This is a genomic window from Phormidesmis sp. 146-20 (genome assembly GCF_052939475.1).
The window spans coordinates 1-21,784 of sequence record NZ_JBJPHT010000071.1; the positions used below are offsets into that span (position 1 = coordinate 1).

Below are 21,784 nucleotides of genomic sequence, written 5' to 3' on the forward strand. Positions count from 1 at the left end.
TTCCTGTCCTGTTCCCGTTTAGTGAAAGCCGAACTTATGGGTAATAGTCAGAGCTCTGCTGGGGGTTTACCCGATTAAATTAGAGCAGTCCTTGCAAGACCTTAAGAATCAGCTTCCTGATCCAGCAAGAGATTAATCAATTTTTAAGCTATGGTGGAAAAAGGGCGCTGCTGATTGGAGGGATGAATGCGTAGGAAGTGTTCATCTTTTCGCCCCCTAAATCCCCCAAAATTGAGGGACTTTGAACCTTGGGTTTCCCGCCGCTTTGGGGCAATTCATCCCCTGATTCAGCAACGCCGGAAAAAGCTGTTTCATTCTTTAGTCACATCCCCAACACTAAACCCAACACTAAACAGGTATCCCTCATAGGTCACCACTACAGTCTTGAACAACCTGCTGATCAGCAAGTGTGAGTCTCGAAACAGAGCAAATCATTACTGCTTAGGTAACCGCCAAATATAAATCCTTCCTGATTTACCATTTGGTGAAGCAATATTTGCCATGACTTGTCCATCTGAACTCAGGGCAATTGTGAATTGTGCAGCAGCATTGGATCGGTGAATATTGTCACTACTAAGAGAACAAATGAGTTTGCCGCTGTGACGATTCCATACTAGAATCCGATTGTTTAAACTTTTATCTAAACCTTTTGTAGAAAGGTTAGTTATCGTCAGCCCAGTTACCAGCACCTTATTGTCGGTACTGGAAGCTAAGAAAATTCCATTCTGGGAAGCAAACGAAGGTAAAGATACCGCTTGAATTTGTCCTTCTTTTCTACTTTGTAGCAATGCTTTGTCCTGCGGAGTTTCTATTTGAAGCTCTCTATTTCTTAAACTCCATACTTTGACGAGATTCTTACCAGAATCCATGATAAGAACAGAACCGTTGGAGCGATCGCCAGCAAATACTGGAAACTCTCCAAAAAAACTTTGAATGAATTTCCCAGTTTCTAGACTCCAAAGTTCGATCAAGTCTTTCTCATTTCTCTCCAGAGAACTTCCACTGATCGCAAGAAACTGTGCATCTGGACTGATGGCTACTGTTTTGATCCAAAGCCTTGTGTATAGTATCTTTTGCAAATAGATTGGACTTTTCAGACTGCTAAACCGTTCACCTGGAGCGACTTCTTCTTTAAGAAAATTACTGTATCCTTGTATTCCAATAAGTCCACCCACTAATATCGTCACTAGCAGGAATGTAATACCGCGTCTTTGATTACCTTCAATAGCAGATTGGTTAGCACAGTCAATGTTCTGGAAATATTGGCAGACTATTGCAGCTACAGTAGTAGCAAAACCTAACTGAATAACTTGTACACTCCAGTTGATTGCGCCATTATTAAGGGTTTTTCCAGAAAATATTACAATCAAGGTAAATAGAACTATTGGAGCTAGTATTAATGCTGATCGTAAAAACAGAAATGACTGTGCGTTTGCACGAAGAATACAAATTAAATCTGGTATGATTGACGCAAACAAAAACGGAATAAAGGGTAGTGATAATAAAGTAAATGGCCCCAAATAAGAAAAGTGAAATAAGATAATTAACCCTACTAACTCTGCTACTATCAGCACACCCCAAATCATAAAGTTTCGCTTTTGTTGATTAGAACGTGCACTTGTAAGAGCTTGGGTAGTTATTACAAGCAAAATTCCGGCAGCAAGATACAGACTACCTGCGGCAGCACTGGGAGTAATTCCAGGTGTCAGAATCGATAATCCTGCGATCAGAATTATTCCCATTCCGACGATCGCTCCTGTCGTCCGAACAGCCCAAGTTGGTCGAGAACTAGTCACAATTAGTAATCCACTGGAGCTTAGAAGGAGAAAGGCACTGACAATCACAATTCCCCAAAGTACTGAATTTTCAGTATCTAACAAGTTGAGACTCAGAAACGGTGAAAAATACCAGAAGCCAATCAACGACCAGATTAATCTTGACAAAGTAGATGACATAGATGAAAAAAAGAGTTTTAATGTTTGCGTCTGTTGGTTTAGCTAAAAAAACGCTATTGTTGTGGGGAAGCAGCTTTCAGAGGAATGACTGAACCAACTAGAGGTTCTTGAGCGAAGTCCCCAGCGTCAATGGTTTGTAAGAGCGATCGCCAGTCCGATCGCAGCTTCGAGTTTGGGGGGGATAACTGGAGTTGAGCCGCAACTTGCGCCAAAGCGTCATACCAAATGTCTGGTCTGGCAGCCCTGATTTGACGTTCTCGTTCGGCAGTCAGTGCGACTCGCTGCACCATGCCGTTGACGGTTAAATCAGGCTGTGCGCCTGTGCCATTTCGACAGTAAAGCTGGAAATACCAGCGATAAGATTTTCCTTGTTGCAGTGCAGGCTGAGGTGGCAGCTTAACGCTAACAATTCCAGGCGTTTTCGGTAGCGTAAAACGAACTTGATAGAGGCGCTGTTGCTCTCCGGGCCAGGTTAGCAGAGTGAATTCTCCAAACTTTACTTGCTCGGCTGCAAACGGCACATAAAACAAAAAGGTTGGAGAATCTGTTGTGGTTAAAACAGGATTGGCAACCGGAAGCAATGCTCGTACCGACTGATTGAGCGAATTGCACAACAGTGGATCATGAGAACCGAGTCCTCCACCGGGTTGGGTGTCATTGGGCGGCGGAGCGGGTGGACGTTGAGCGATCGCCAAATCAGGATCAGGAACTCGATCGCGCAGCGCTCCCGGAACGGTATCACTCACTATTTGAGCAGATGAACTAGCCTGTGAGGTTAGCCCAACTATTAGCGCAATAGACATTATCCAGCAGTTGCCGATCAGATTAGAATGACTCACGATCGTCCAACTCCCAATCGATAAGAGGTACTCCTATCTTTTACAATGATCTGCGCTGCGATTCCAGACAAATTATGAGACCGATTGCAGTCAGAAATACAGCGAATAGGGCTGGAATCAACGGTAGCCATCCCCCTTGACTGAGAACACTCAGACCTATTTGATACAGTTCGATCGTCAACAGTGCGATCACCCCGCCTAACCACAACAGACGCGATCGGTTAGAGCAGATATCTCGTAGCCGTTTGACCAGGACAGCCGTAACAATGCTAATTCTAGAATATTTTCTTTGCTTGTACTAGATAAGACGCTCCTTGAAGTCTTAAAAAATCTCAAGTGTAAGCACCTTTCACTGTGAATTAAATGGTTCAATAGTTAGAAAACTAATCACAGTAGAACTGAACGTATGCTGAGTCGATTTAAGCAGTTTCACAACCGCGATGTTGCCTTTCTAGGCTGTTTAGCAGATGTGAAACTGCTGCTTCATCTTTTTACAAATGAACAGTACGGTTATTTCGCAGATGAACTGTGAGGTGGAACCAAAAAACTGGACAGGCGAATAAGCTACACCCGTACAACCCATGATAGGAGTAGATTATGAGCCAAAACAAACGCAAACAGCACAGTAATCAAAAACCTGCACCTAAAAATCGTCGATCGAATGCGGGAACAACGAGAGGCTGTTCGGGTGGAGAGTTAGCTTTGACTGCGCTTGCTTCTCGTAACTATATTGGACGATCGACTCTCTGACTTCTCGCGGAACGGTCAGCATCACCACTGGGCTGATGCGTAGTGTTTCATTGCAAACGGCAGTGAGATAGGGAAGCTGTGCGACTGAAGCCGGAGTGTTGAACTTGTGAAATTGGGCAAGTTCAGCTTGCAGGGTTTGATGAACCAAGGGATGACGATGAATCTGGTAAAGAGTGCCCAAGCGATCGCGCTGGAAGTCTTTTCATGCCCTGCAATTAGTAATGTGACTAATTCATCATGCAATTCTGCATCAGTCATCGGTTGCTCGGATTCATCCTAAGCAGATATCAGCAAACTGAGAATATCTGAACCATAAGTCCGCATTCGTTCGCTATGAAATGGGGGCATCAATAAGCGCCGTTCTCGACAGTTAATGAGGCTGAAGCGATCGCAAGACTGCTTGACACTCAGCATCGGTATCAAACGCGATTGTTGCGAGATCAAGATGCGGGTTTAGAGAATCTTCGGAATCTGCTCAAAGCAGAGCTTCCTGAACTGGTCAAGGCAAACGATCGATTATTGTTCTATTTTGCAGGACATCGCTCATAACGAATTCGCCAGTAGTACCCTGGAATTCTGCACGGGAGTGAACGAAGCGAAAGGCTTTAAAACATGCCCTTGTGCAAAAAGAGTTTCTCGCCAGGTAAAGAATCTGCTTTACTTGCCTGAAGTTGGATCGTAGAGAACAACATTCTCTTGGTCGTTCGGATCGTTTCGCGCCACGAGTGCATGAGCAGGCTCAGTCGCACTGAGATTGTGAGGTTGATGTGGAACACCTGGCGGAATAAAGATGAAGTCACCCGCCTCGTTGATAACCGATTGTTTGAGTCCTTCACCATACCGAGTTTCGACCCGCCCTTTAATCAGATAAATCGCAGTTTCATAGTCGCGGTGGAAATGTGGTTCAGCCGTTCCGCCTGCTGGAATAATCACTAAGTTCATCGAAATTCCCTTCGCGCCAACCGTACTTCTAGAAATGCCAACAAAGTAAGGTAAGCGCTGACGAGTCAATATTTCAGTATCAGGGCGAATCGTTACGACCTCACTTGACATTGAATTAGGCTGTTCCGAGAATGAATTTTGTTGTAAAGTCATCAGCAACCTCTACTTTATGACTGAAGCTAGTTTGGATAGAGTACGGTTAGGTATTATGACTGCTTGTGCTTAGACATATTCATCGGGTTCGATCTTGTACAATCTAATTCCTAGAATCGTACGCGCAGTCTCTCTGCACCAATGCCTGTTTATCTCTGGCATATCATAGCTCAAGAACTCAGATTAGACATCGACAAAAATTGCCGATTTCACCGATCAGTTAAAGCGCATGTTTTAAACGACAATCGAAGCGGTAAAAAAGCTTCCCGGTTATACGCTGTAGATGCATAAAAAACCTAGCACCGAGAGAGCCACACGAGTAAATCTTATCCAAGTAATCCGAGTTCTGCTTAATACGAAGTGTTGAGAAATTGACTCCCCGAAGCAATGCTTAAACGAATTGAGGCGACCTTTTCCGAACTTCTTCAAACCTTTACCCGAAGAAGTTCAGAATTTTTTAGCGGCTCTTCTTTCTAACTTAGAAGCAGACATGAGATCAGATCTTCGTTCTCGTTCATGCTCAAAGGAGAAACCGCGATGAACATTGCCACGAAAAAGTGCGTCATTCCATTATTCAGAACACCGAATGAGTATCAGGCTTATCGCATTAGTCCAAAAGCAACGAATCGATTAGCGATCGTATTTGATCCGCTGATCAGCCATCTATCTTTGACCTACTGCATAGAGATTTTTGATGTGGGTGGAAAAACGCCCCCCAATCGGCATCAAACAGCCGTGGAAATGTTTTTTGTTCTCAAGGGAGAAGGCAGAGTCACCTGCGACGGCAAGACGGTGGACATTCGCTCTGGAGACAGTATTCTGGTGCCGCCGACTGGAACTCATATGATTGAAAATCAAGGGGTGGGTCGTCTCTATACGCTGACCATTATGGTTCCCAACGAAGAGTTTGCAGAACTGATTCGGAGCGGCAGCCCGGTTGCCCTGGATGAGGAAGACATGGCTGTATTGCAGCGATCGGGTACGCTCTTCGCATGACCGCAATTTACGCAGACACTCAAACTACACAACTGCGGCAATGAAGTCTTTGAGTAAGATCGCTTTCAAAAAATCCACCTGTAAATAATCCGGTGATTGGCAATGAGTCGAGGTATGAAAGGCTCGCGTCTCGTCAAGAAGTATGATTTATCGCCGGAAATTTACAGGTGGGATTTCGTAGGGTGGATTAGCGTTAGCGTAACCCACTATTGTTAAGTCATTCGGAGGGGAATTAGATAGCGCTTAATGCACCATTTACGAAAGCGGCGATCGAACCGCTATTACAAAGAAGAGGTCAGTTTTGTCCTCCGATTAAATGCAACTGTAATACTAAGGTATTGGCAATAAACAGCGTTAATGCATGCGACAGCAAAGCTGCAAAATTGCACAAACTTCGGCACCCTATTTTCACTGAACCTCAACGCCCCATTTGCATGAAAATACGCAGAAGCGGAGCCTGTGGCTCATCGTCCTCAAAAAATCCGCCTGTAAATATTGGCGATGAATCGGGTTTTCTTGTTATACCTTCAGCTCGGCGGAAAGTGCATAACACCTTTAGCGAAAGTTAACTCCGATAATCCGGTCAACCATGTCAGTTTTATCATCGTCGTCCGGAAAATCTGTCACGATTGTGCCAAGTCGAACGTTAGAAAGAGACTTATCCTCAACGTAAGCAGATACGCTATCATTGATTCGACCAGCGACGGCATTAGGGTATGCCCCAATAGAAGCGCCACTTGTAAAATTGATGTACCAATGATCTTGGCTTTTGTCCTTTTGTGCCTCATCAAGTAGATCTTTGATTCTGTTCCATTTCTCCCTGACATCAAACAGACCTGCTATCACCACAATTGATTCAACCTTGTATTGGTCTTGCACCTTTATTAAACGAACTTTCTCGTTTTTAATCTCGAATGTTGTGTTATCTGGCCAAGCTGAGGCATCTATGCCTTTAGTCCCAGTACGATTGGGTCTTTCATCTAATCCAAAACGTCGCAGCAAAACAATTTTTCCACGAACATCCTTGAGATTAGGAATAGTATCACCCAAATACCAAAACTCCTTGCTGACACCTTGTAGATACGAATCAAAAGTAGCCTCGTATGTGCGTGTAACACCCTCTCCCTCTGTGTGTTCATTTTTCACAGACATCACAATACATTCGCTTTGATTTGCAGTTAGAAAAGCTGTGCATTCCTTGAGGACATCATCAAAATTTAAGCGTAGGTAAACTCGATCGTGATGTATGGCAAAGGCATTTTCAATGTGTCTGCACCGGATATCAAGAAACCTGATTCCAGCGTTTAACTGCTGTTCCAATGTTAAGCGCTGAGTTCTAGTTATAGGAGTTGCTGGTTCTCCAGGTTTTAAGGTGTATGTACAACTGTCGTGTGTGCCGGGAATGGTCAGTTCTGAAAGTTTCTTGCTATCTGGGATGCTTGCCAACCAATTGTGAGGCAACCAGTCTTCTTCTAAGCCTGGTATTTCTGGTCTTGAGTTTGGGTCATCCAAAATCTTTTTAATCGCGCGATGCAACGGAAAGTTGGTAGCCATGATTTTTTCTTCGTGAACTAGGATTGTAGTGATCAACAAAACATCAAATTGAACTCATGTTGTGAGCAACTGATTTCGAGCTATGACAGCTTGAATGGAACAGTCTCCAATTGCTCAAGATTGAGTCTGTACAGGCGCAGCAGAACGATCGTTAAAACTTGTCTAAATCGACTGCCCAGACCATTGCACCTCCCAACTCTTTTTCAATCAAATAACTGACTTTATAACCGAGTGATTTCTCATCGTCATAAGTCACCCAGAGTCCAGTCTTAGTGCTGTAGGCGTAGGGAGTTAAAGTAGGTTCGTCCCACCTCAGTACGTCGAGTTCGCCACTATCAATTTTCTCAAGGATTTCAAAGTAAGAGAGGATACCAGGGGTGAGTGTTGCTGGTCCTGCGGGTCCCGGTCCACTAAAGGGTTGTCCGAAGGCATCAGCAGGGTTTTCAACAACATAACTCCGTCCGTAGGTAGGCAACCCCAGCACAATCTTTTCTGAGGGAATATCCGCCTTCAGGTAAGACTCCACTGTATCTTTGATGTCAAAAGTACCATCGGGTACGGAATCCTCCAGGAGGGGAGCGTTGGCTCCTGTTCCGACTGTGTTGGGATCGTCAAAAGCCCCGTGATAGTCATAGGACATGACGTTGAACCAATCTAAATATTCACCGCACTCTCGCATCCATTGAAAGAATGAATCGCCTGTTTTGCTGCCTTTGGGTACCGCAGAAGAAGCGATCGTGATCAGAAAACCTTGCCCAGCAGTTTGACGGAACTCTTGCAGCAGTTTTAGGTAATTGTCATAATCGGCATCTTGACCCCCTCGTTTAGAGTCGCCGGGATATTCCCAGTCGAGGTCAATCCCGTCAAAGCCGTGCTTTTTGGCATAGTCAATCGCAGATTTAATAAACTGCGTCCTGCCACCCGCATCGGCTGCCATTTTGCTGAATAGTTGGCAGGTATAGGGCCCGTAGGGATATTTTGTTCCGGCTGACTCAGGCGTATCATCGCAAGTGTTAAAACTCCAGCCACCAATTGAGAGTAGCGTTTTGAGATTGGGGTTTTTCTGCTTCAAAGCTTGCAACGCTGGATACAGCACTTTTTCGTCGTTCCACTCCACGGGCTGAACGGTGTAGTCTCCGGTATAGCGTTGTTCTCCGGTTCGCTCTGGTGCTGGATCGATGCTCCAACTGACAAAGCCGAGCATCCCAAAGGCAAAGTTAATGTGTGTAAATAGCGAGGGATCAATTTGCTCAGGTAAGAATTTCCCTTCTTTGCGGTACTGTGCCCAGTTGCTGAAGTAAGTAATGAATTTGTAAGCCATTTTGGTCTTTCTCCTTGTTTCCGATGAAACTATGGTTGGCAAGGATTAAGTGGGTGCGTTTGGAATGTGATCATGCAGGAATTTTGCATGTCTTTTTCGATCGACTGAAATTGTCATTTGGCTAGAGCGGCTGTAGTCACTGCATCTGAACCAAAATACTGCTGAAGGTACTGCTCAACGTCTTTCAGCAGGTTCTCATCTTCTTTGGTGGCAGGGCTTACCTTAAATTCGCTTACAGCGATCAAGCTATCTTTGTAAGCGCTGACTGCGCGGAAAAGCGCTTTAGCAGCAGGGTCACTACCCCCAAAGTCAGGCGTAATCGCAACATTGGTTGATTCAAGTTCTGAGTAAGAACAGCCCAGAGACTTAGCCTCTTCAACAAATTCTTGAGCCGCTTCTTCAGTGCTAAAAGATAGCGAAATCCTCTGGAATGATGCGACGAGAGCCGTGGTTTTGAAGGTGCTGAGGGACATTAGAGCGATTGCAATTACAGGATCGCCATTCGCAATGTGGATGATCATTTGAAATTCTTCCTACTTTCAAAAGTGATGACAATTAACTATGCGGGGCGACCAAAAACCTGAGTCCAGAACCGATTGGCATAACCAACACCAAGATGCTGATATTGAGGAGCGAGGAGGTTTGCTCGATGTCCAGGAGAATTCATCCAAGAAGACATCACCTGCTCAGGAGTTTGCTGTCCCTTGGCAATATTTTCTGCAACTCCACTCCAGTTGTAGCCAGCCTTACGAACTCGCTCTCCCAACGGAGGTTGCTCCGGCAGTTGGTGACTCAATTGGTTGAACTTCACCATCCGTAAAGATTTCGACTGTCATGATAGAGTCTCCGTAATTAGGTTTAGTGGTATTGAACGAAAGCTGGAAACTATGGTTGGTAAGGGTTAAGTGGGTGCATTTGGAATGTGATTATGCAGGAATTTTGCAGGGGACTTGATTACGGGCTGAATGATCCGAGGCTATTCCACTGCCTGTTCTAAATGCTTCACGCCTTTGGATAACAAGTCAGCCGCCGCACGACCCCTTGCGGGTAACTCGAAGAGATCGCTTCCATCCATTCGAGAGATAGAGACCAGCGTGAGGGCGAGACGATTACCCAAGGTTGCGACACCAAGGGTCAACCCTTCGTCCATACCGGGCATGGCAACCGGAGCATAGAGCGCTGCAATCCGAATATTGCCGTACTGTTGAGCGATATCAACGCGACCCAGATTGCTGACTGTTAGATGAGAGGGATATTGCGATCGCATCTCTGCCATAAAAGCAGCGGCATCGGTAAGATGCGATATCATAGGCTGTCGAAGTTTGCGTTCCTCGGTCAGTTGCTGGGCAATGTCAATTTGAGAAAGTTGAGACTTGAGCGATCGCGCAATCTCCCAAAACTCAGAACCTGCCTGAAGGGAATGAGAGGTCACACAAAAGCAGAAGTAAAGCCCAACGCCATCGGGCATCGGTAAAGATAACCTCGATCCTTCGGAGCTTCGCAGAGCGAATCGCACATTCACTGGATGGAGACATCGGATTGGATTGGCAACTTGCGGGGCGAGTGCAAGCAAAAATGCAGCACTGATCGCACCATGAACCGTTGTCTGTTCAGTTCGACTGCGCTTAATCAGTTGCTGGGTGAGGTCAGTCGAGAGGACAACGGGGCGAATGTGGGGGCGAGAACAACGAGACTGGGGTGGAACATAATCCGTCGGCTTCGGGATTCTGTCTGGGTAGGGTTCGCTACCCGGAAGCGCGGATTCGAGCGAGACTGCCGCAGATAGGTCTGATCGTTCAAATCGTTTGCCCTCCATCCCTTGAATAATATCTCGCATCAGATAGATAGCCGACAGTCCATCCGCGATCGTATGATGGCAAACCAAGATTAGGTCTGATTCAGTCTCCGATTGCAGCAGCACAACCCGGATCAGAGGCGCAGTCTGCCAATCTAGTGAGTGAGATAGTTCGCCTGCGACTTCTTGTTGCCACTGCTGATCATCGGTTCTCGCAACCTGTCGAATCGGAACTTCGGCATCGGTTTCAACAAATTTGGGATATCCCATTGCGTCGGTTTCGATGCGAACTCGAAGCAACGGGTGACGCTGCTGAACTTGCCTGAGCGCTATCCTAAGTTGATCGACGCTGAATTGTCCCTCCAATTTGGCAACGGTGGCAAAATCCAGCGGATGAAACTGGTTGTAGAGCCAATATAAATGTTCAAAGGCACCTAACTCTCTTTCCATTACTATGGTTCTTCCGTTTAATAGATCTGTCACAACAAGAACTAGTGTTCTCAGAGCATAGATGCTTCTACCTAATCAGGTATAACAGACAGCCTATGAGACAATCTCTGAACTTGTTCGGGCGAGCTTCGCCTCAATACAACAGGGATTTTACAACGCAGCGTGTTAATGAAATCATCGTTCGCTCGATCGCTCAGAGTACTTAAGCGTAACTAAGGTTGATGAAGGGAATGCTCAATTGCTAAAACACCCTTTATCAGACCTGAAGAAACACTACATTGCCAAAAGAGAGTCAATAGAAGAACCCGCATCATTTGAGATCTCTGGAGAAGCCTGTCACGATGCTAGAGCGGGACATCTTAACGTCTGCGGCTCCGGACTGGACATCGAGCCGAATGGTGATTGAATTCAGCAGTTCATTGAGCTTATACTGCACCCCATAGGGAGTCGGAATCGGTTGTGTGAGTAGAGCCGTGACGAGATTTTTGTTGAGGATTTCCCAGAAGTCCTTTTCATTGGGATAGTTGACAATAAAGTTCTTGATAAAGTTACTAATCGGCACAAAGTCAGGATATTTGCTCGGATCGGGAACGCCAATCCCATCAACGTAGTCATAGCTGACCTTAATATCGGCAATGGCTTTTCCTTGATGTTCGATCGGGTAGTTCTCGATCGTAAATGCCCATCTTTCTCGCAGCTCTGTTTGAGTTTTTGTTTGAGGGTTCGGTTTAGAGAGTTGTGCAGGCAATTGTGCAGGCAATTGTGCTGATGCCATAAAAATGGTCATGACTGTCAACAAGAGAAAAGCTACCGCAACTCCTTTCAACCCGTTCAAATTTCGACCAGAATTAGACAGGCTTTGGAACCACTTCATTCGTTTATTTTTCATAGAATTGAGTCCTTAGGTGACGATCGCATTTTTTGAGAATTTGGCGCGAATCAGAGTGAGTTCGCGCCGTGCTATCTGGAGTGCTATTTCCGCAGTAATTTACAGATCAGCAAATGCCGAAACAGGCTGAGTTCGGCTGAACCAACTGACGTTTGTATCAAGGACGTTACCTCGGTTATACCCATAGCCAAACGAACCTCTGCTGCCTTGTTCCTGCAAGAATCGAGCACTCGATAAACCCATTGATCCATTTACAGTAATAGGCTCCAATGTTGCTTGAGAAGACTGGAGAAGTGGGTCGTAAGGATCTCCTGTGGACGATTGAGCCAAATTACTCCCATTTTTAGACCATAAACCCATCCCGTCATCGTACACCTCCGTCTTAGGAGAGCCTGTCACGATACTAGAACGAGGAATATTAATCCCTGCTGATCCTGACTCAACATCAATCCTAACGGTCAACGAATCCACTAGCTCATTGAGTTTATACTCCACTCCATAGGGCGTTGGAATCGGTTGTGTGAGCAGAGATGTCACGAGATTCTTGTTGAGAATTTCCCAGAAATCCGTTTCATTAGGATAGTTAACGAGGAAGTTCTGGATGAAGTTGTTGATGGGGACAAAATCAGGATACTCCAGTGGATCGGGGACACCGATTCCATTCACATAGTCATAGCTGACCTCGATATCGATAACGGCGTTTCCTTGGTGTTCGATCGCATAATCATCAATCTTGAATGACCAACCCTCTTGTAAATCAATCAAATTTGGGGATTGAGCAGTCGGTGTAGACAGTGGTGCTAAGGATGATTTCATTTATCTCCTGAATCAATTTTTCTCTACTTGATTCAGTGGGTTCGTTTAGCAATCAGTTATGCACTACATAAACAATGGGTTAACAGCATCTATCCAGCTAATTAACTCTGCGTCAATGATCAGATCTAAAAAATCCGCGTCCACCAATGATCTACTCTCAATAGACGTATTCAAAAATTAAATTAGGCAGAAAAAGATAGTAGAACGGAATTTTTACCGCTCACCATCGAATGAACATCTGATGCGGCATCTCAAATGTAGATTTCTGGAAAGGTCTTGTTGATATTTCTGTTGACATTGTAGATTTTCTTCGTGCTAGAGAGTGTATGTGTTACTGCTCTAGTGGGTGTTGCGGTAGATCAGTTATGCAATGCCCGCGTTTAGCGCTCTGCACCACTCCGAAGAAACCGCAAGTTCAAATAATTGTTCCGCATCCTTGAAAAGATAGGAATTTATGCAGGCATTGCATAAATTCTACATGGAAGCACCCATCTACTGAACAGTGGGAATATCAATTAGCCTCGCCGTCTTTTATCAGGAGTCTTTCATGGAAAGGTATTTAGGTGCATTTGAACATTGGTTTTGGCTCTGGGATCAGCTCCATCCCTTACAGTTTGCGATCGTCGCGAAACTCCAGGGGCAGTTTAGTCCGAACCAACTCGCGATCGCACTTCAGCAGGTTCAGCACCGCCATCCGATGCTTCGAGTCTGCATCGCCACGGATGAGATCGGACGACCGAAGTTTGTCGAAACTGATGGCGAAATCCCGGTGCGGTGGGTTGCAAGAACTGATGATCAGCACTGGCAACGAGAACTCGAACTGGAGATGATGCACTCTTTCGATTGGCAAGTTGCGCCCTTGTTGCGGATCGTGGTTCTGCAAGCAGGAGACGTATCTGAACTGATGATGGTCTGTTATCACTCGATCTCAGATTCATTGTCTAACATTTACCTACTGCGAGATATTGTACAAGCGCTAGAAGGCAAAACCTTTGAACCGTTAGACCTGTCTGCGTCACTGTCGCTGGAAGAAGCATTTCCTCAGCTTGTACCCGCTCCAGAAGTAACGAGTGAAGGTTCCCATTATTCAACCACAATTTCTCGTCGTCCCCAACCTCATATTCGCAGTGCGATGCTCTCTGCCGAACTAACGCAGCAACTGATTGAGCGCAGTCGAGTCGAGCAGACCACAGTACACGCTGCGATTAGTGCTGCGTTCTTGCTTGCCTTGACGCAACAACCCTTTCGATCCAGTGATCCAGTGCAATGTGTGCATCCAGTGAATGTGCGATCGCATCTCTCCTTACCGATACCCGATGCGGTTGGGCTTTACGTCAATAGTTGTATGACGACTCATTCTCTTGAGCCAAATGCTGCATTTTGGGATGTGGCGCGATCGGTCAAATCCCAGCTTTTGCAGACCGATATTGCTGAACAACTGGTCGAGAATTCCCAAACTCGGCAAGCAACAATGGCAGACTTACCGGACACCACTGCGTTCGCTGAGATCCTGAAACAACTTACGTTTCAACTGGTGGTGACAAATCTGGGTCTAATTAAGATCCCACAACAGTACGACAAGATTCGGATTGAAGCACTTTATGCACCCGCTGTTTTGTCCGGCAACGCTCCAGAACGAGTCGTGGGAGTTTCAACTTTGGGCGATCGCCTTTCCCTGACGATTGTATTTGCACCCCCTACTGATGTCGATCGTGCCGAGAGCGATCGTGCTGTCATTAACTTTCTAGCAGAAGGCGTGAAGCATTTAGAGGATGCAGTACTGGCTCAATCTAATATCAAGAACGCTCAGTTGTCCTTGAATAAATAGATTGCTGAATTCATCATCCTTTCCCTCCATCGCATAGAGCTTGAGCGATCGGTTGAATGGATTGGGAAAAAATAAGGATCTCGAAAATCTGGCTTCGGGGGATGTCTTTGCAACAGTCTATCATTGCTCAAACAATCTTTTATTCCTGAATGATTTTTGCATAAGTTGCTGTTCTAGCTACCCACTAATAACATAGATGGAACCAACAGTTCCTTCGTTCATATCCACAGACAAAGGTATTCCACCATGTTGAGAAACTTAAAGACCCCTCTGAAAAGTATTACTGTTTTGTCTTTTGTGCTTTTGGCTGCTCCTTTTATCAAACCTGATGCTGCACTGGCGGGTGGTTTTGCAGGCTCATGTGTAGGTGTAAAGCTTCCGAACCACTGCAGTCCTTCGCCCGAAGAAGTCCCGAATCCTCTAACCACTTCCACTTGATATGCTTGCAAGCGTGTTTTTTAGTAATTGTAATTGGATGTTTTGAAATGCGAATTCGTAATGCCTTTGCTACGTTAATGATTTGTATCTCATTGGCACTGACTGTTGCAATGAGTGTGAATGTACACAAAGCCTCAGCTCAATCTAGAGCAAATTGTCAAAGAGCGGCGACTGGCACGTATCTATATACGGCAAATGTTGGCAATTTGGGTTCGTTTCGCGGGGTAATCACGTTGACTCAAGATGGCAACATTTTTACCACTGCCTCAATTCAAGGTACTGGTGCTCCCCCCATTTCCCAACCCTTTGGCGATCAACAGGGCAGTTGGAAGTGTACCTCAGACAGAGAGACGATTTCCACAGTACTCAACTTCAATTACCCAACAGCGACATCACCTGGCTCAATTACCAGAGCTGATACCCGTGCAACGTTTGATCCAAAAGCCGGAACAATTCAAGGAGCAACCACAGGAAGAACGTTTGCTCTAACCGCAAATCCGCTTACAGAAGATGCCCCGATATCAGGGACATTCACCTTCAACGGGCAGCGTGTAGAACCTCGACAGTAAAAGACTACAGGCAATCTAGAGATGTCTTGACCCCTACTATTGTTTGGATGCGAACCTGTTCTAAACATTTATTGAGCGCTCTTTAAAGTAGCATTTTGTGCTGCGCGCGAAGCAAGTTTTCTTAGTAATTGCCAGCCTGCTTAATCGTTTGTCTTTGAAACCCATAGCTTAAATAGAGTGCCATTTAGCAGAGAATTTCAGTGCTGAAGTTCTCTGCTAGTTTGAGTTCTACGAAAGTGGATAGTACTCTCCAGAGATCCAGGGCTAATCTATCCATAAAAGAAAAACGGCAATGGAAGAGTTGTTTCCGTCTTCTTATGTCATGAGCCTCATCGACCATCTTCAGCAAATGAAGCGATAGGCTTCGCCCAAACTTTCTAAAGCTGCGACTTCTCCAGATTGATCGCAAGCTTCGCCCGAACATTCGCCTTTTCTACTTAATTGTTCGCCTTTTGGTAGGTTGCTAAAGCTGTTTGCCAAGCCACGATCGACCCTGGTGTATCTCCCACCCGATACCGCTCAATGCCCTGCTGAAGGAGATCGGCAGGCTGAGCGGTTCCTGCGGAGTTGCGCTCTGCGCTAATCGCGACATAATCCAGCCATAAGCAAACGGTAAAACCTGCGAGAAATAGCAGGAAGCAGCGAATAGAGGAAAGGCAATGTCGGCTTATCAGAGTTAGCTATGGTAAATTCTTAACCAGCATAGTAACAAACTGTGATGGCTGGAGAAATGTCTTTATGAGCACTCGATGGAAGTTCAGTCAGGGCTGGGCTGCTGGACAACAGGCAATTTTAGTAGGAACCCTGTTGCTTGGATTCTGTCAAAGCAGTTTGGCTCAAATTGTGCCAGATAATACACTGGGGAGCGAAAGTTCTACGGTTGCGCCTGATATCAATATCCAGGAAGTGATCAGCGGTAGCTCTGCTGTTGCCGAAGGCATTCGTATTGAGGGTGGCGCGATTCGAGGTGCCAACTTATTTCACAGTTTTTCACAATTCAGTATTGGATCGGGACGCGGTGCTTATTTCGCAAATCCAGCCGGAATTCAAAATATTCTCTCTCGTGTCACCGGGGCAAATCGGTCTGAAATTTTAGGACGGTTAGGCGTGTTAGGCAATGCTAATTTATTTCTAATGAATCCTAATGGCATTGTGTTTGGATCTGCTGCCAGCTTGGATGTGAAGGGAGCATTTTTGGCGACGACCGCGAATGCGATCAAGCTAGGTGATACGGGACTATTTAGTGCATCACAACCAACTACAAGTAATTTGCTCAGCGTTAGTCCTTCTGCGTTGTGGTTTAACGCCGTTGCAGCTTCGCCGATTGTGAATCGATCACAAGCACAGAGCTTAATTAATCAGCTTAACTCAAATAACGGTGTTCCAGGACTTCAGGTACAACCGAGTCGAACTCTAGCGCTAGTGGGCGGCGATGTGCTGCTAGAGGGCGGAAACCTGACCGCAGCCGGGGGAAGGATTGAGCTTGGCAGTGTGGCAGGCGTGGGTGAAGTGAGTCTAAGTCAGAGCGAAAACAGCCTTGTCCTGGGGTATGACGCAATAAATAATTTTGGCAACATCAAGCTATCAAACAGAGCGTTTGTAGATGCGAGTGGAGCAGGAGGCGGTGACATTCAGATTCGCGGAGCGCGGCTGGAGATGACGCAAAGCTCAGATATCTGGGCTGACACATTAGGAGCAGGAAATGGCAAGCAGGTATTGGTAGGCACATCAGAGGTTGTTCTAGATGGAAAGTCAGCCCTGAATGCTAATGCAATAGGAACGGGAACTGGAGGAGATGTCAGAATTGAAACGGGGCGGTTGTTGGTACAGGGTGGAGCAGGGGTATCTGCGACTACTTATGGTTCAGGCAAGAGCGGCAGTTTGCTGATTAACGCTGCGAATTCGATCGAGGTAATTGGAACCTCTGCCGATGGTCAATTACCCAGTAGTTTGAATGCTCAGAGTACAGAAACAGGGGATGCAGGGGAGTTGAGGATTGACACGCAGCGCTTGCTAGTGCAGGGTGGGGCACAAGTATCAACTAGTACTTTCGGTTTAGGCAAGGGCGGCAGCTTGCTGATTAACGCTGCGGATTCGGTCGAACTGATTGGTAGCTCTGCCGATGGTCAGATTCGCGGTGGCTTGTTTGCTGGGAGTCAAGGGAGTGGGAATGTAAGGATTAACACGCAGCGTTTACGGGTGAGTGCTGGAGCGGTAGTAACAATCAATACTGAAGATCAAGGCAAGGGCGGCAGCTTGCTGATTAACGCTGCGGATTCGGTCGAGATTATTGGAACCTCTGCCGATAGTCAGTTGCTTAGTGGCTTATTTGCTGGGGGTCGAGGGAGTGGGGATGCAGGGGATATAAGAATTGACACAAAGCGATTGATCGTGCGCGATGGGGCACTGATAGCAGCCGATACTAGAGGTACAGGCAGGGGCGGCAGCTTGCTGATTAACGCTGCGGATTCGGTCGAGATCATTGGTGTCTCTGCCGATGGTCGAACCCCCAGTGCCTTGAATTTGATTAGTGGAAGAGCAGCAGGTGGGGATGCAGGGCGATTGAGGATTGATACGCAGCGATTGCGGGTGCAGGGTGGAGCGCAAGTAACTGCCAGTACTGAGAGTGCAGGCAAGGGCGGCAGCTTGCTGATTAACGCTGCTGAGTCGGTCGAGATAATTGGCACCTTTGACAATGGGAGAATTGACAGTGGCTTGTTTACTCAGAGTCGAAGCATTGGGGATGCAGGGGATTTGACGATCGACACAGGACGATTGCGGGTGCAGGATGGGGCAGTGGTCTCAGCCAGTACTTTCAGTTCAGGTAAGGGCGGCAGTTTGCGGGTTAGAGCAACGGATTTGGTTGAGTTGTCTGGAACCGCAGCCGGTGTTTCTGGTGGCTTATTTACAGCCAGTAACGGCAGCGGGAATGCAGGGGAGGTTTTGCAGATTGATACCGGACGACTGCGGGTGCAGGACGGAGCAGTCATCTCTAGCCGCAGCATTAGAACAGGAAAAGCAGGCAATATTGCCATTACCGTTCGAGACACGCTCGAAGCAAACAATGGCACAATTCAAACCAACACGAGTCGCTCTGCTGGAGGTGCGATTACGATCGAAGCTAAGGCGATTCGTCTGTTTGATAATTCTGACATCATCAGTAATGTTGCTTCTGGTGAAGGAGGCGGCGGCAATATAGACCTGAAAGCTCGCTCTATTCTCGCGTTCGGCGATAGCGATATCCTAGCTTTTTCTCGGAATGGCAGAGGTGGAAATATTACTCTCGACACGAGAGCCTTTTTCAGCGAAAACTACCGTCCTGCGCCTCCTGGCACGAATCTTCTGACTCTCAACAACAACGATCGAGTCGATATCAACGCAACGGGTACGGTCAGCGGAATCATTACCCTCCCCGATGTGAGCTTCATCCAGAACAGTCTCACTGAACTTCCAGACACTCAAATCAACACAGACACGCTTTTAGCAAATAGCTGCATTGTCCGCCGCAATCAACCCACACAAGGCAGCTTCACGATCACGGGAACAGGCGGTTTACCGCAACGCCCTAGAGAGGCACAGGCATCCAGTTTTCCAACGGTTGAGATCGAAACTCTGCCTGAGCGCGAACCGACTTCCTATCGAGTTTGGCAAAAAGGAGACGCGATCGTTGAACCTCAAGGCGTTTATCGACTGCCAAACGGCAAGCTCGTGTTGAGCCGAAACTGTCTTTAAGATGCGATCGCGCAGATTCTAGTCACTCATTTTCATAACGAGTTGGGGAGGCGATTCTATGGTTATCAAAAGCTGGTTTAGTCAATGCTGGCAGTGGAAAATTGGAAGACGGATTGCATTCGTCGGGACACTGCTCGTTGGAATCAGTCAAAGTAGTTTGGCGCAAATCGTGCCAGATGATACATTGGGTAATGAGCGGTCTGTGGTAGCTCCCAATGCCACAATACAAGGAATCGAGAGCGGTAGCTCCGCTGTTGCCGAAGGCATTCGTATTGAGGGTGGCGCGATTCGAGGTGCCAACTTATTTCACAGTTTCTCACAATTCAATATTGAATCAGGACGCGGTGCTTACTTTGCCAATCCAACCGGAATTCAAAACATCCTCTCGCGGGTCACAGGGGCAAATCGCTCTGAAATTTTAGGACGATTAGGCGTGCTAGGTGATGCGAACCTGTTCTTGATCAATCCCAACGGCATTGTCTTTGGAGCAGATTCGAGCCTGGATGTCAGGGGATCGTTTCTAGCCACCACCGCCAATGCAGTTCGATTGGGCGATGCGGGATTATTTAGTGCCTCACAACCGACTGAGAGTAACTTACTGAGTGTCAGTCCCTCGGCATTTTGGTTTAATGCGGTTGCGGCTCAACCGATCGTGAATCGATCGCGATCTCAAAGCTCATTTAATCAGCCAAACTCACTCGATCAGGCTCCCGGACTTCAGGTACGACCGAATCGCACCCTGGCGCTGATTGGGGGAGATGTTCAACTAGATGGAGGACGACTAACCACCGCTGGAGGGCAAATTGAGCTTGGGAGTGTCGCTGGTGCAGGGAGTATGAGCTTAACACAAAGCAATTCTCGCTTTGTACTTGGGTATGATGCGATACAAAATTTTGGTACGATCGCGCTCTCCAACGAAGCATTCATTGATGCTAGCGGCGAAGGCAGTGGGGATATTCAAATTCGAGGAGCGCGGTTAGATATGACACAAGGCTCCAAGATTCGATCCGACACATTGGGCGCACAGAATGGTGGGGAAATGCGGATACGCACATCAGAAACAACCCTGAGAGAGGGATCGTTTCTGGCATCTGAGGTGAGCTTTTTTGGAACGGGAACCGGAGGAACCATCACGATCGACACAGAGCGCTTGCTGATGAGCGGAGGAGGACAGATATCAACGCTTACTTACGCGATTGCTCGCGGTACAGGGAAAGGAGGTAACTTACAGATTAATGCCTCTGAGTTGATCGAAGTGGGCGAATCTTCTGTCACCGATCCGAATGCCCTCTTATTATCTGCGACTGCATTTGCCGCAGATGCGGGAGACATAAGGATCAATACAAAGCGTTTGATTGTGCGTGATGGCTCACTGATCGTTACAAGTGCTAACGGTGAGGGCAAGGGTGGCAACTTGCAGATTAACGCTTCTGAATCCGTCGAGGTTGTTGGAGAGTCAACGTCTAGCTTCAGTCGCTTGTCTACTGAGGGTTTCATTGGAGACGCAGGAGATTTGAGGATTAATACGGGGCGCTTGGTTGTGCGTGATGGGGCAAGAGTATCAGCTAGTACTTTATTCACAGGCAAGGGTGGCAACTTGCAGATTAACGCTTCTGAGTCCGTCGAAGTGAGCGGTCAATCAGCCTTTTATGGAGATGGCAGTATCTTGGAGGCTAGAAGTGGTGGAACTATAAGTGGTGGAACTATAGTTGGTGGAGGTATCGGGGATGCCGGAACCTTAAAGGTTGACACGGGGCGCTTAGTTGTGCGAGACGGAGCGGTGATTTCTAGTTCTGGCTCTGGCGATGGAAGAGCTGGTAATGTCGATATTACAGCCCGCATTGGGCTACAAGCCGTTAATGGCACGATCGAGACGCGCTCTAGTCGTTCTGCTGGCGGGACGATTACCATCAATGCTGGAGCGATTCAACTGTTTCGCAACTCTGATATTCGCTCTGATGTCGCCTCTGGTGCAGATAACGGCGGAGATATCACGCTCACTGCAAACTCAATCGTCGCATTCAATGACAGCGACATTCTCGCCTTCGCTCGCAGTGGCAGAGGTGGAAATATTACGCTCAATACGCCCGCCTTTTTCGGTGAGAATTATCGTCCTGCTCCTGCTGGGACAAATCTCAATACGCTCGATAACAATCATCAAGTTGATGTCAATGCAACGGGTGCTGTGAGCGGAATCATTACCATCCCTGATGTCAGCTTCATCCAAAACAGCCTGACTGAACTTCCCGACACTCAAATCAATACAGACACCCTCTTAGCAACTAGCTGCATTGTCCGTCGGAATCAAGCGACTCAAGGGAGCTTCACCATCACCGGAAGCGGGGGCTTGCCACAGCGTCCTGGGGAGGCTCAAGCGTCGAGCTTTCCGATCGTCGATGTCGAAACACTACCGGGGGATGGCAAACCCACCAGTTCCAATCGTCCCTGGCGAAAAGGCGATCCGATTGTCGAATCTCAAGGCGTTTACCGACTTCCAAGCGGAAAGCTGATCCTGAGCCGAAACTGTCCCTAGATTCAATGGATTCAATACCGCAGATATCGCGCTTGCGAGAGCCGAAGGCAACGCGGCTCCAACGCGCTACTACAACACCCTTAAACCAACGTCGTTTAGAAGAAGCCTTACTTACAACTCGACCCACTAATTGAGCAAGTGAATGCCGAGTTAGTCGCAGGCAGCACGCTACGCAATATCTTACGAGTCGATCTGAGAGAAGCACCTGCATTTCGGGGTGCGAT

Annotated in this window: 17 protein-coding genes and 1 pseudogene; 6 read left to right on the forward strand and 12 right to left on the reverse strand. The window is 46.9% G+C overall.

Annotation, left to right across the window (positions count from 1 at the left end):
* Positions 1-434: 434 nt before the first annotated feature.
* Positions 435-1,880, reverse strand: coding sequence for a WD40 repeat domain-containing protein (locus ACKFKH_RS30755; protein ID WP_446862189.1), 1,446 nt, complete (start codon positions 1,878-1,880; stop codon positions 435-437).
* A 128-nt stretch (positions 1,881-2,008) separates the two neighbouring features.
* Positions 2,009-2,794: a DUF928 domain-containing protein gene (locus ACKFKH_RS30760; protein WP_446862190.1), complete on the reverse strand. Its 786-nt coding sequence runs from the start codon at positions 2,792-2,794 to the stop codon at positions 2,009-2,011.
* A 597-nt stretch (positions 2,795-3,391) separates the two neighbouring features.
* Between ACKFKH_RS30760 and ACKFKH_RS30765 the strand changes: the two genes are divergently transcribed.
* Positions 3,392-3,544: a hypothetical protein gene (locus tag ACKFKH_RS30765; protein WP_446862213.1), complete on the forward strand. Its 153-nt coding sequence runs from the start codon at positions 3,392-3,394 to the stop codon at positions 3,542-3,544.
* Positions 3,545-3,587: 43 nt separating this feature from the next.
* Here ACKFKH_RS30765 and ACKFKH_RS30770 read toward each other — a convergent pair.
* The 3 genes and pseudogenes from ACKFKH_RS30770 to ACKFKH_RS30780 form a co-directional block, all read right to left on the reverse strand.
* Positions 3,588-3,725: pseudogene (locus tag ACKFKH_RS30770) on the reverse strand (hypothetical protein); the annotation flags it as partial.
* A 95-nt stretch (positions 3,726-3,820) separates the two neighbouring features.
* Complete coding sequence (locus ACKFKH_RS30775; protein WP_446862191.1) at positions 3,821-3,958, reverse strand: hypothetical protein; 138 nt, start codon at positions 3,956-3,958, stop codon at positions 3,821-3,823.
* A gap of 243 nt (positions 3,959-4,201) precedes the next feature.
* Positions 4,202-4,597 (reverse strand): cupin domain-containing protein, encoded by a 396-nt coding sequence (locus tag ACKFKH_RS30780; RefSeq protein ID WP_446862192.1) that lies wholly within the window; start codon positions 4,595-4,597, stop codon positions 4,202-4,204.
* A 579-nt stretch (positions 4,598-5,176) separates the two neighbouring features.
* Between ACKFKH_RS30780 and ACKFKH_RS30785 the strand changes: the two genes are divergently transcribed.
* A complete protein-coding gene (locus ACKFKH_RS30785; protein WP_446862193.1) occupies positions 5,177-5,635 on the forward strand; it encodes a cupin domain-containing protein in 459 nt (152 codons plus the stop codon).
* A gap of 555 nt (positions 5,636-6,190) precedes the next feature.
* On the opposite strand, the gene ACKFKH_RS30790 is transcribed toward ACKFKH_RS30785, so the two are convergent.
* The 7 genes from ACKFKH_RS30790 to ACKFKH_RS30820 all read right to left on the reverse strand — a co-directional run bounded on the left by ACKFKH_RS30790 (position 6,191) and on the right by ACKFKH_RS30820 (position 12,460).
* Positions 6,191-7,189 carry a phosphatidylinositol-specific phospholipase C gene (locus ACKFKH_RS30790; protein WP_446862194.1) on the reverse strand — a complete coding sequence of 333 codons (999 nt, stop codon included), beginning with the start codon at positions 7,187-7,189 and terminating at the stop codon, positions 6,191-6,193.
* Positions 7,190-7,340: 151 nt separating this feature from the next.
* Positions 7,341-8,510: a glycosyl hydrolase family 18 protein gene (locus ACKFKH_RS30795; RefSeq protein ID WP_446862195.1), complete on the reverse strand. Its 1,170-nt coding sequence runs from the start codon at positions 8,508-8,510 to the stop codon at positions 7,341-7,343.
* A 113-nt stretch (positions 8,511-8,623) separates the two neighbouring features.
* A complete protein-coding gene (locus tag ACKFKH_RS30800; RefSeq protein ID WP_446862196.1) occupies positions 8,624-9,031 on the reverse strand; it encodes a hypothetical protein in 408 nt (135 codons plus the stop codon).
* A 38-nt stretch (positions 9,032-9,069) separates the two neighbouring features.
* A complete protein-coding gene (locus tag ACKFKH_RS30805) occupies positions 9,070-9,324 on the reverse strand; it encodes a CAP domain-containing protein (protein WP_446862197.1) in 255 nt (84 codons plus the stop codon).
* A gap of 162 nt (positions 9,325-9,486) precedes the next feature.
* Positions 9,487-10,755: a condensation domain-containing protein gene (locus tag ACKFKH_RS30810; RefSeq protein ID WP_446862198.1), complete on the reverse strand. Its 1,269-nt coding sequence runs from the start codon at positions 10,753-10,755 to the stop codon at positions 9,487-9,489.
* A 310-nt stretch (positions 10,756-11,065) separates the two neighbouring features.
* Positions 11,066-11,644, reverse strand: a complete 579-nt coding sequence (locus ACKFKH_RS30815) for a hypothetical protein (protein ID WP_446862199.1) — start codon at positions 11,642-11,644, stop codon at positions 11,066-11,068.
* Between the two features lie 99 nt (positions 11,645-11,743).
* The gene (locus ACKFKH_RS30820; RefSeq protein ID WP_446862200.1) at positions 11,744-12,460 is read right to left on the reverse strand and encodes a hypothetical protein; all 717 of its coding nucleotides are present in this window, start codon (positions 12,458-12,460) and stop codon (positions 11,744-11,746) included.
* Positions 12,461-13,007: 547 nt separating this feature from the next.
* Here ACKFKH_RS30820 and ACKFKH_RS30825 point away from each other — a divergent pair.
* The 4 genes from ACKFKH_RS30825 to ACKFKH_RS30840 all read left to right on the forward strand — a co-directional run bounded on the left by ACKFKH_RS30825 (position 13,008) and on the right by ACKFKH_RS30840 (position 21,560).
* Positions 13,008-14,288, forward strand: a complete 1,281-nt coding sequence (locus ACKFKH_RS30825; protein WP_446862201.1) for a phthiocerol/phthiodiolone dimycocerosyl transferase family protein — start codon at positions 13,008-13,010, stop codon at positions 14,286-14,288.
* Between the two features lie 485 nt (positions 14,289-14,773).
* Positions 14,774-15,295 carry a hypothetical protein gene (locus tag ACKFKH_RS30830; protein WP_446862202.1) on the forward strand — a complete coding sequence of 174 codons (522 nt, stop codon included), beginning with the start codon at positions 14,774-14,776 and terminating at the stop codon, positions 15,293-15,295.
* Positions 15,296-16,033: 738 nt separating this feature from the next.
* Entirely contained in the window at positions 16,034-19,027 is a 2,994-nt protein-coding gene (locus ACKFKH_RS30835; protein WP_446862203.1) for a two-partner secretion domain-containing protein, read from the forward strand.
* A 58-nt stretch (positions 19,028-19,085) separates the two neighbouring features.
* Positions 19,086-21,560, forward strand: coding sequence for a two-partner secretion domain-containing protein (locus ACKFKH_RS30840; protein ID WP_446862204.1), 2,475 nt, complete (start codon positions 19,086-19,088; stop codon positions 21,558-21,560).
* Positions 21,561-21,784: the final 224 nt, after the last annotated feature.

Excerpts from the sequence above, each read along its gene's own strand:
- ACKFKH_RS30835 (WP_446862203.1), top strand. The coding sequence starts at position 16,034 with ATGAGCACTCGATGGAAGTTCAGTCAGGGCTGGGCTGCTGGACAACAG.
- ACKFKH_RS30840 (WP_446862204.1), top strand. The coding sequence starts at position 19,086 with ATGGTTATCAAAAGCTGGTTTAGTCAATGCTGGCAGTGGAAAATTGGA.
- ACKFKH_RS30820 (WP_446862200.1), bottom strand. The coding sequence starts at position 12,460 with ATGAAATCATCCTTAGCACCACTGTCTACACCGACTGCTCAATCCCCA.
- ACKFKH_RS30785 (WP_446862193.1), top strand. The coding sequence starts at position 5,177 with ATGAACATTGCCACGAAAAAGTGCGTCATTCCATTATTCAGAACACCG.
- ACKFKH_RS30830 (WP_446862202.1), top strand. The coding sequence starts at position 14,774 with ATGCGAATTCGTAATGCCTTTGCTACGTTAATGATTTGTATCTCATTG.
- ACKFKH_RS30805 (WP_446862197.1), bottom strand. The coding sequence starts at position 9,324 with ATGGTGAAGTTCAACCAATTGAGTCACCAACTGCCGGAGCAACCTCCG.
- ACKFKH_RS30775 (WP_446862191.1), bottom strand. The coding sequence starts at position 3,958 with ATGCTGAGTGTCAAGCAGTCTTGCGATCGCTTCAGCCTCATTAACTGT.
- ACKFKH_RS30765 (WP_446862213.1), top strand. The coding sequence starts at position 3,392 with ATGAGCCAAAACAAACGCAAACAGCACAGTAATCAAAAACCTGCACCT.
- ACKFKH_RS30825 (WP_446862201.1), top strand. The coding sequence starts at position 13,008 with ATGGAAAGGTATTTAGGTGCATTTGAACATTGGTTTTGGCTCTGGGAT.
- ACKFKH_RS30810 (WP_446862198.1), bottom strand. The coding sequence starts at position 10,755 with ATGGAAAGAGAGTTAGGTGCCTTTGAACATTTATATTGGCTCTACAAC.
- ACKFKH_RS30780 (WP_446862192.1), bottom strand. The coding sequence starts at position 4,597 with ATGTCAAGTGAGGTCGTAACGATTCGCCCTGATACTGAAATATTGACT.
- ACKFKH_RS30795 (WP_446862195.1), bottom strand. The coding sequence starts at position 8,510 with ATGGCTTACAAATTCATTACTTACTTCAGCAACTGGGCACAGTACCGC.
- ACKFKH_RS30815 (WP_446862199.1), bottom strand. The coding sequence starts at position 11,644 with ATGAAAAATAAACGAATGAAGTGGTTCCAAAGCCTGTCTAATTCTGGT.
- ACKFKH_RS30790 (WP_446862194.1), bottom strand. The coding sequence starts at position 7,189 with ATGGCTACCAACTTTCCGTTGCATCGCGCGATTAAAAAGATTTTGGAT.
- ACKFKH_RS30800 (WP_446862196.1), bottom strand. The coding sequence starts at position 9,031 with ATGATCATCCACATTGCGAATGGCGATCCTGTAATTGCAATCGCTCTA.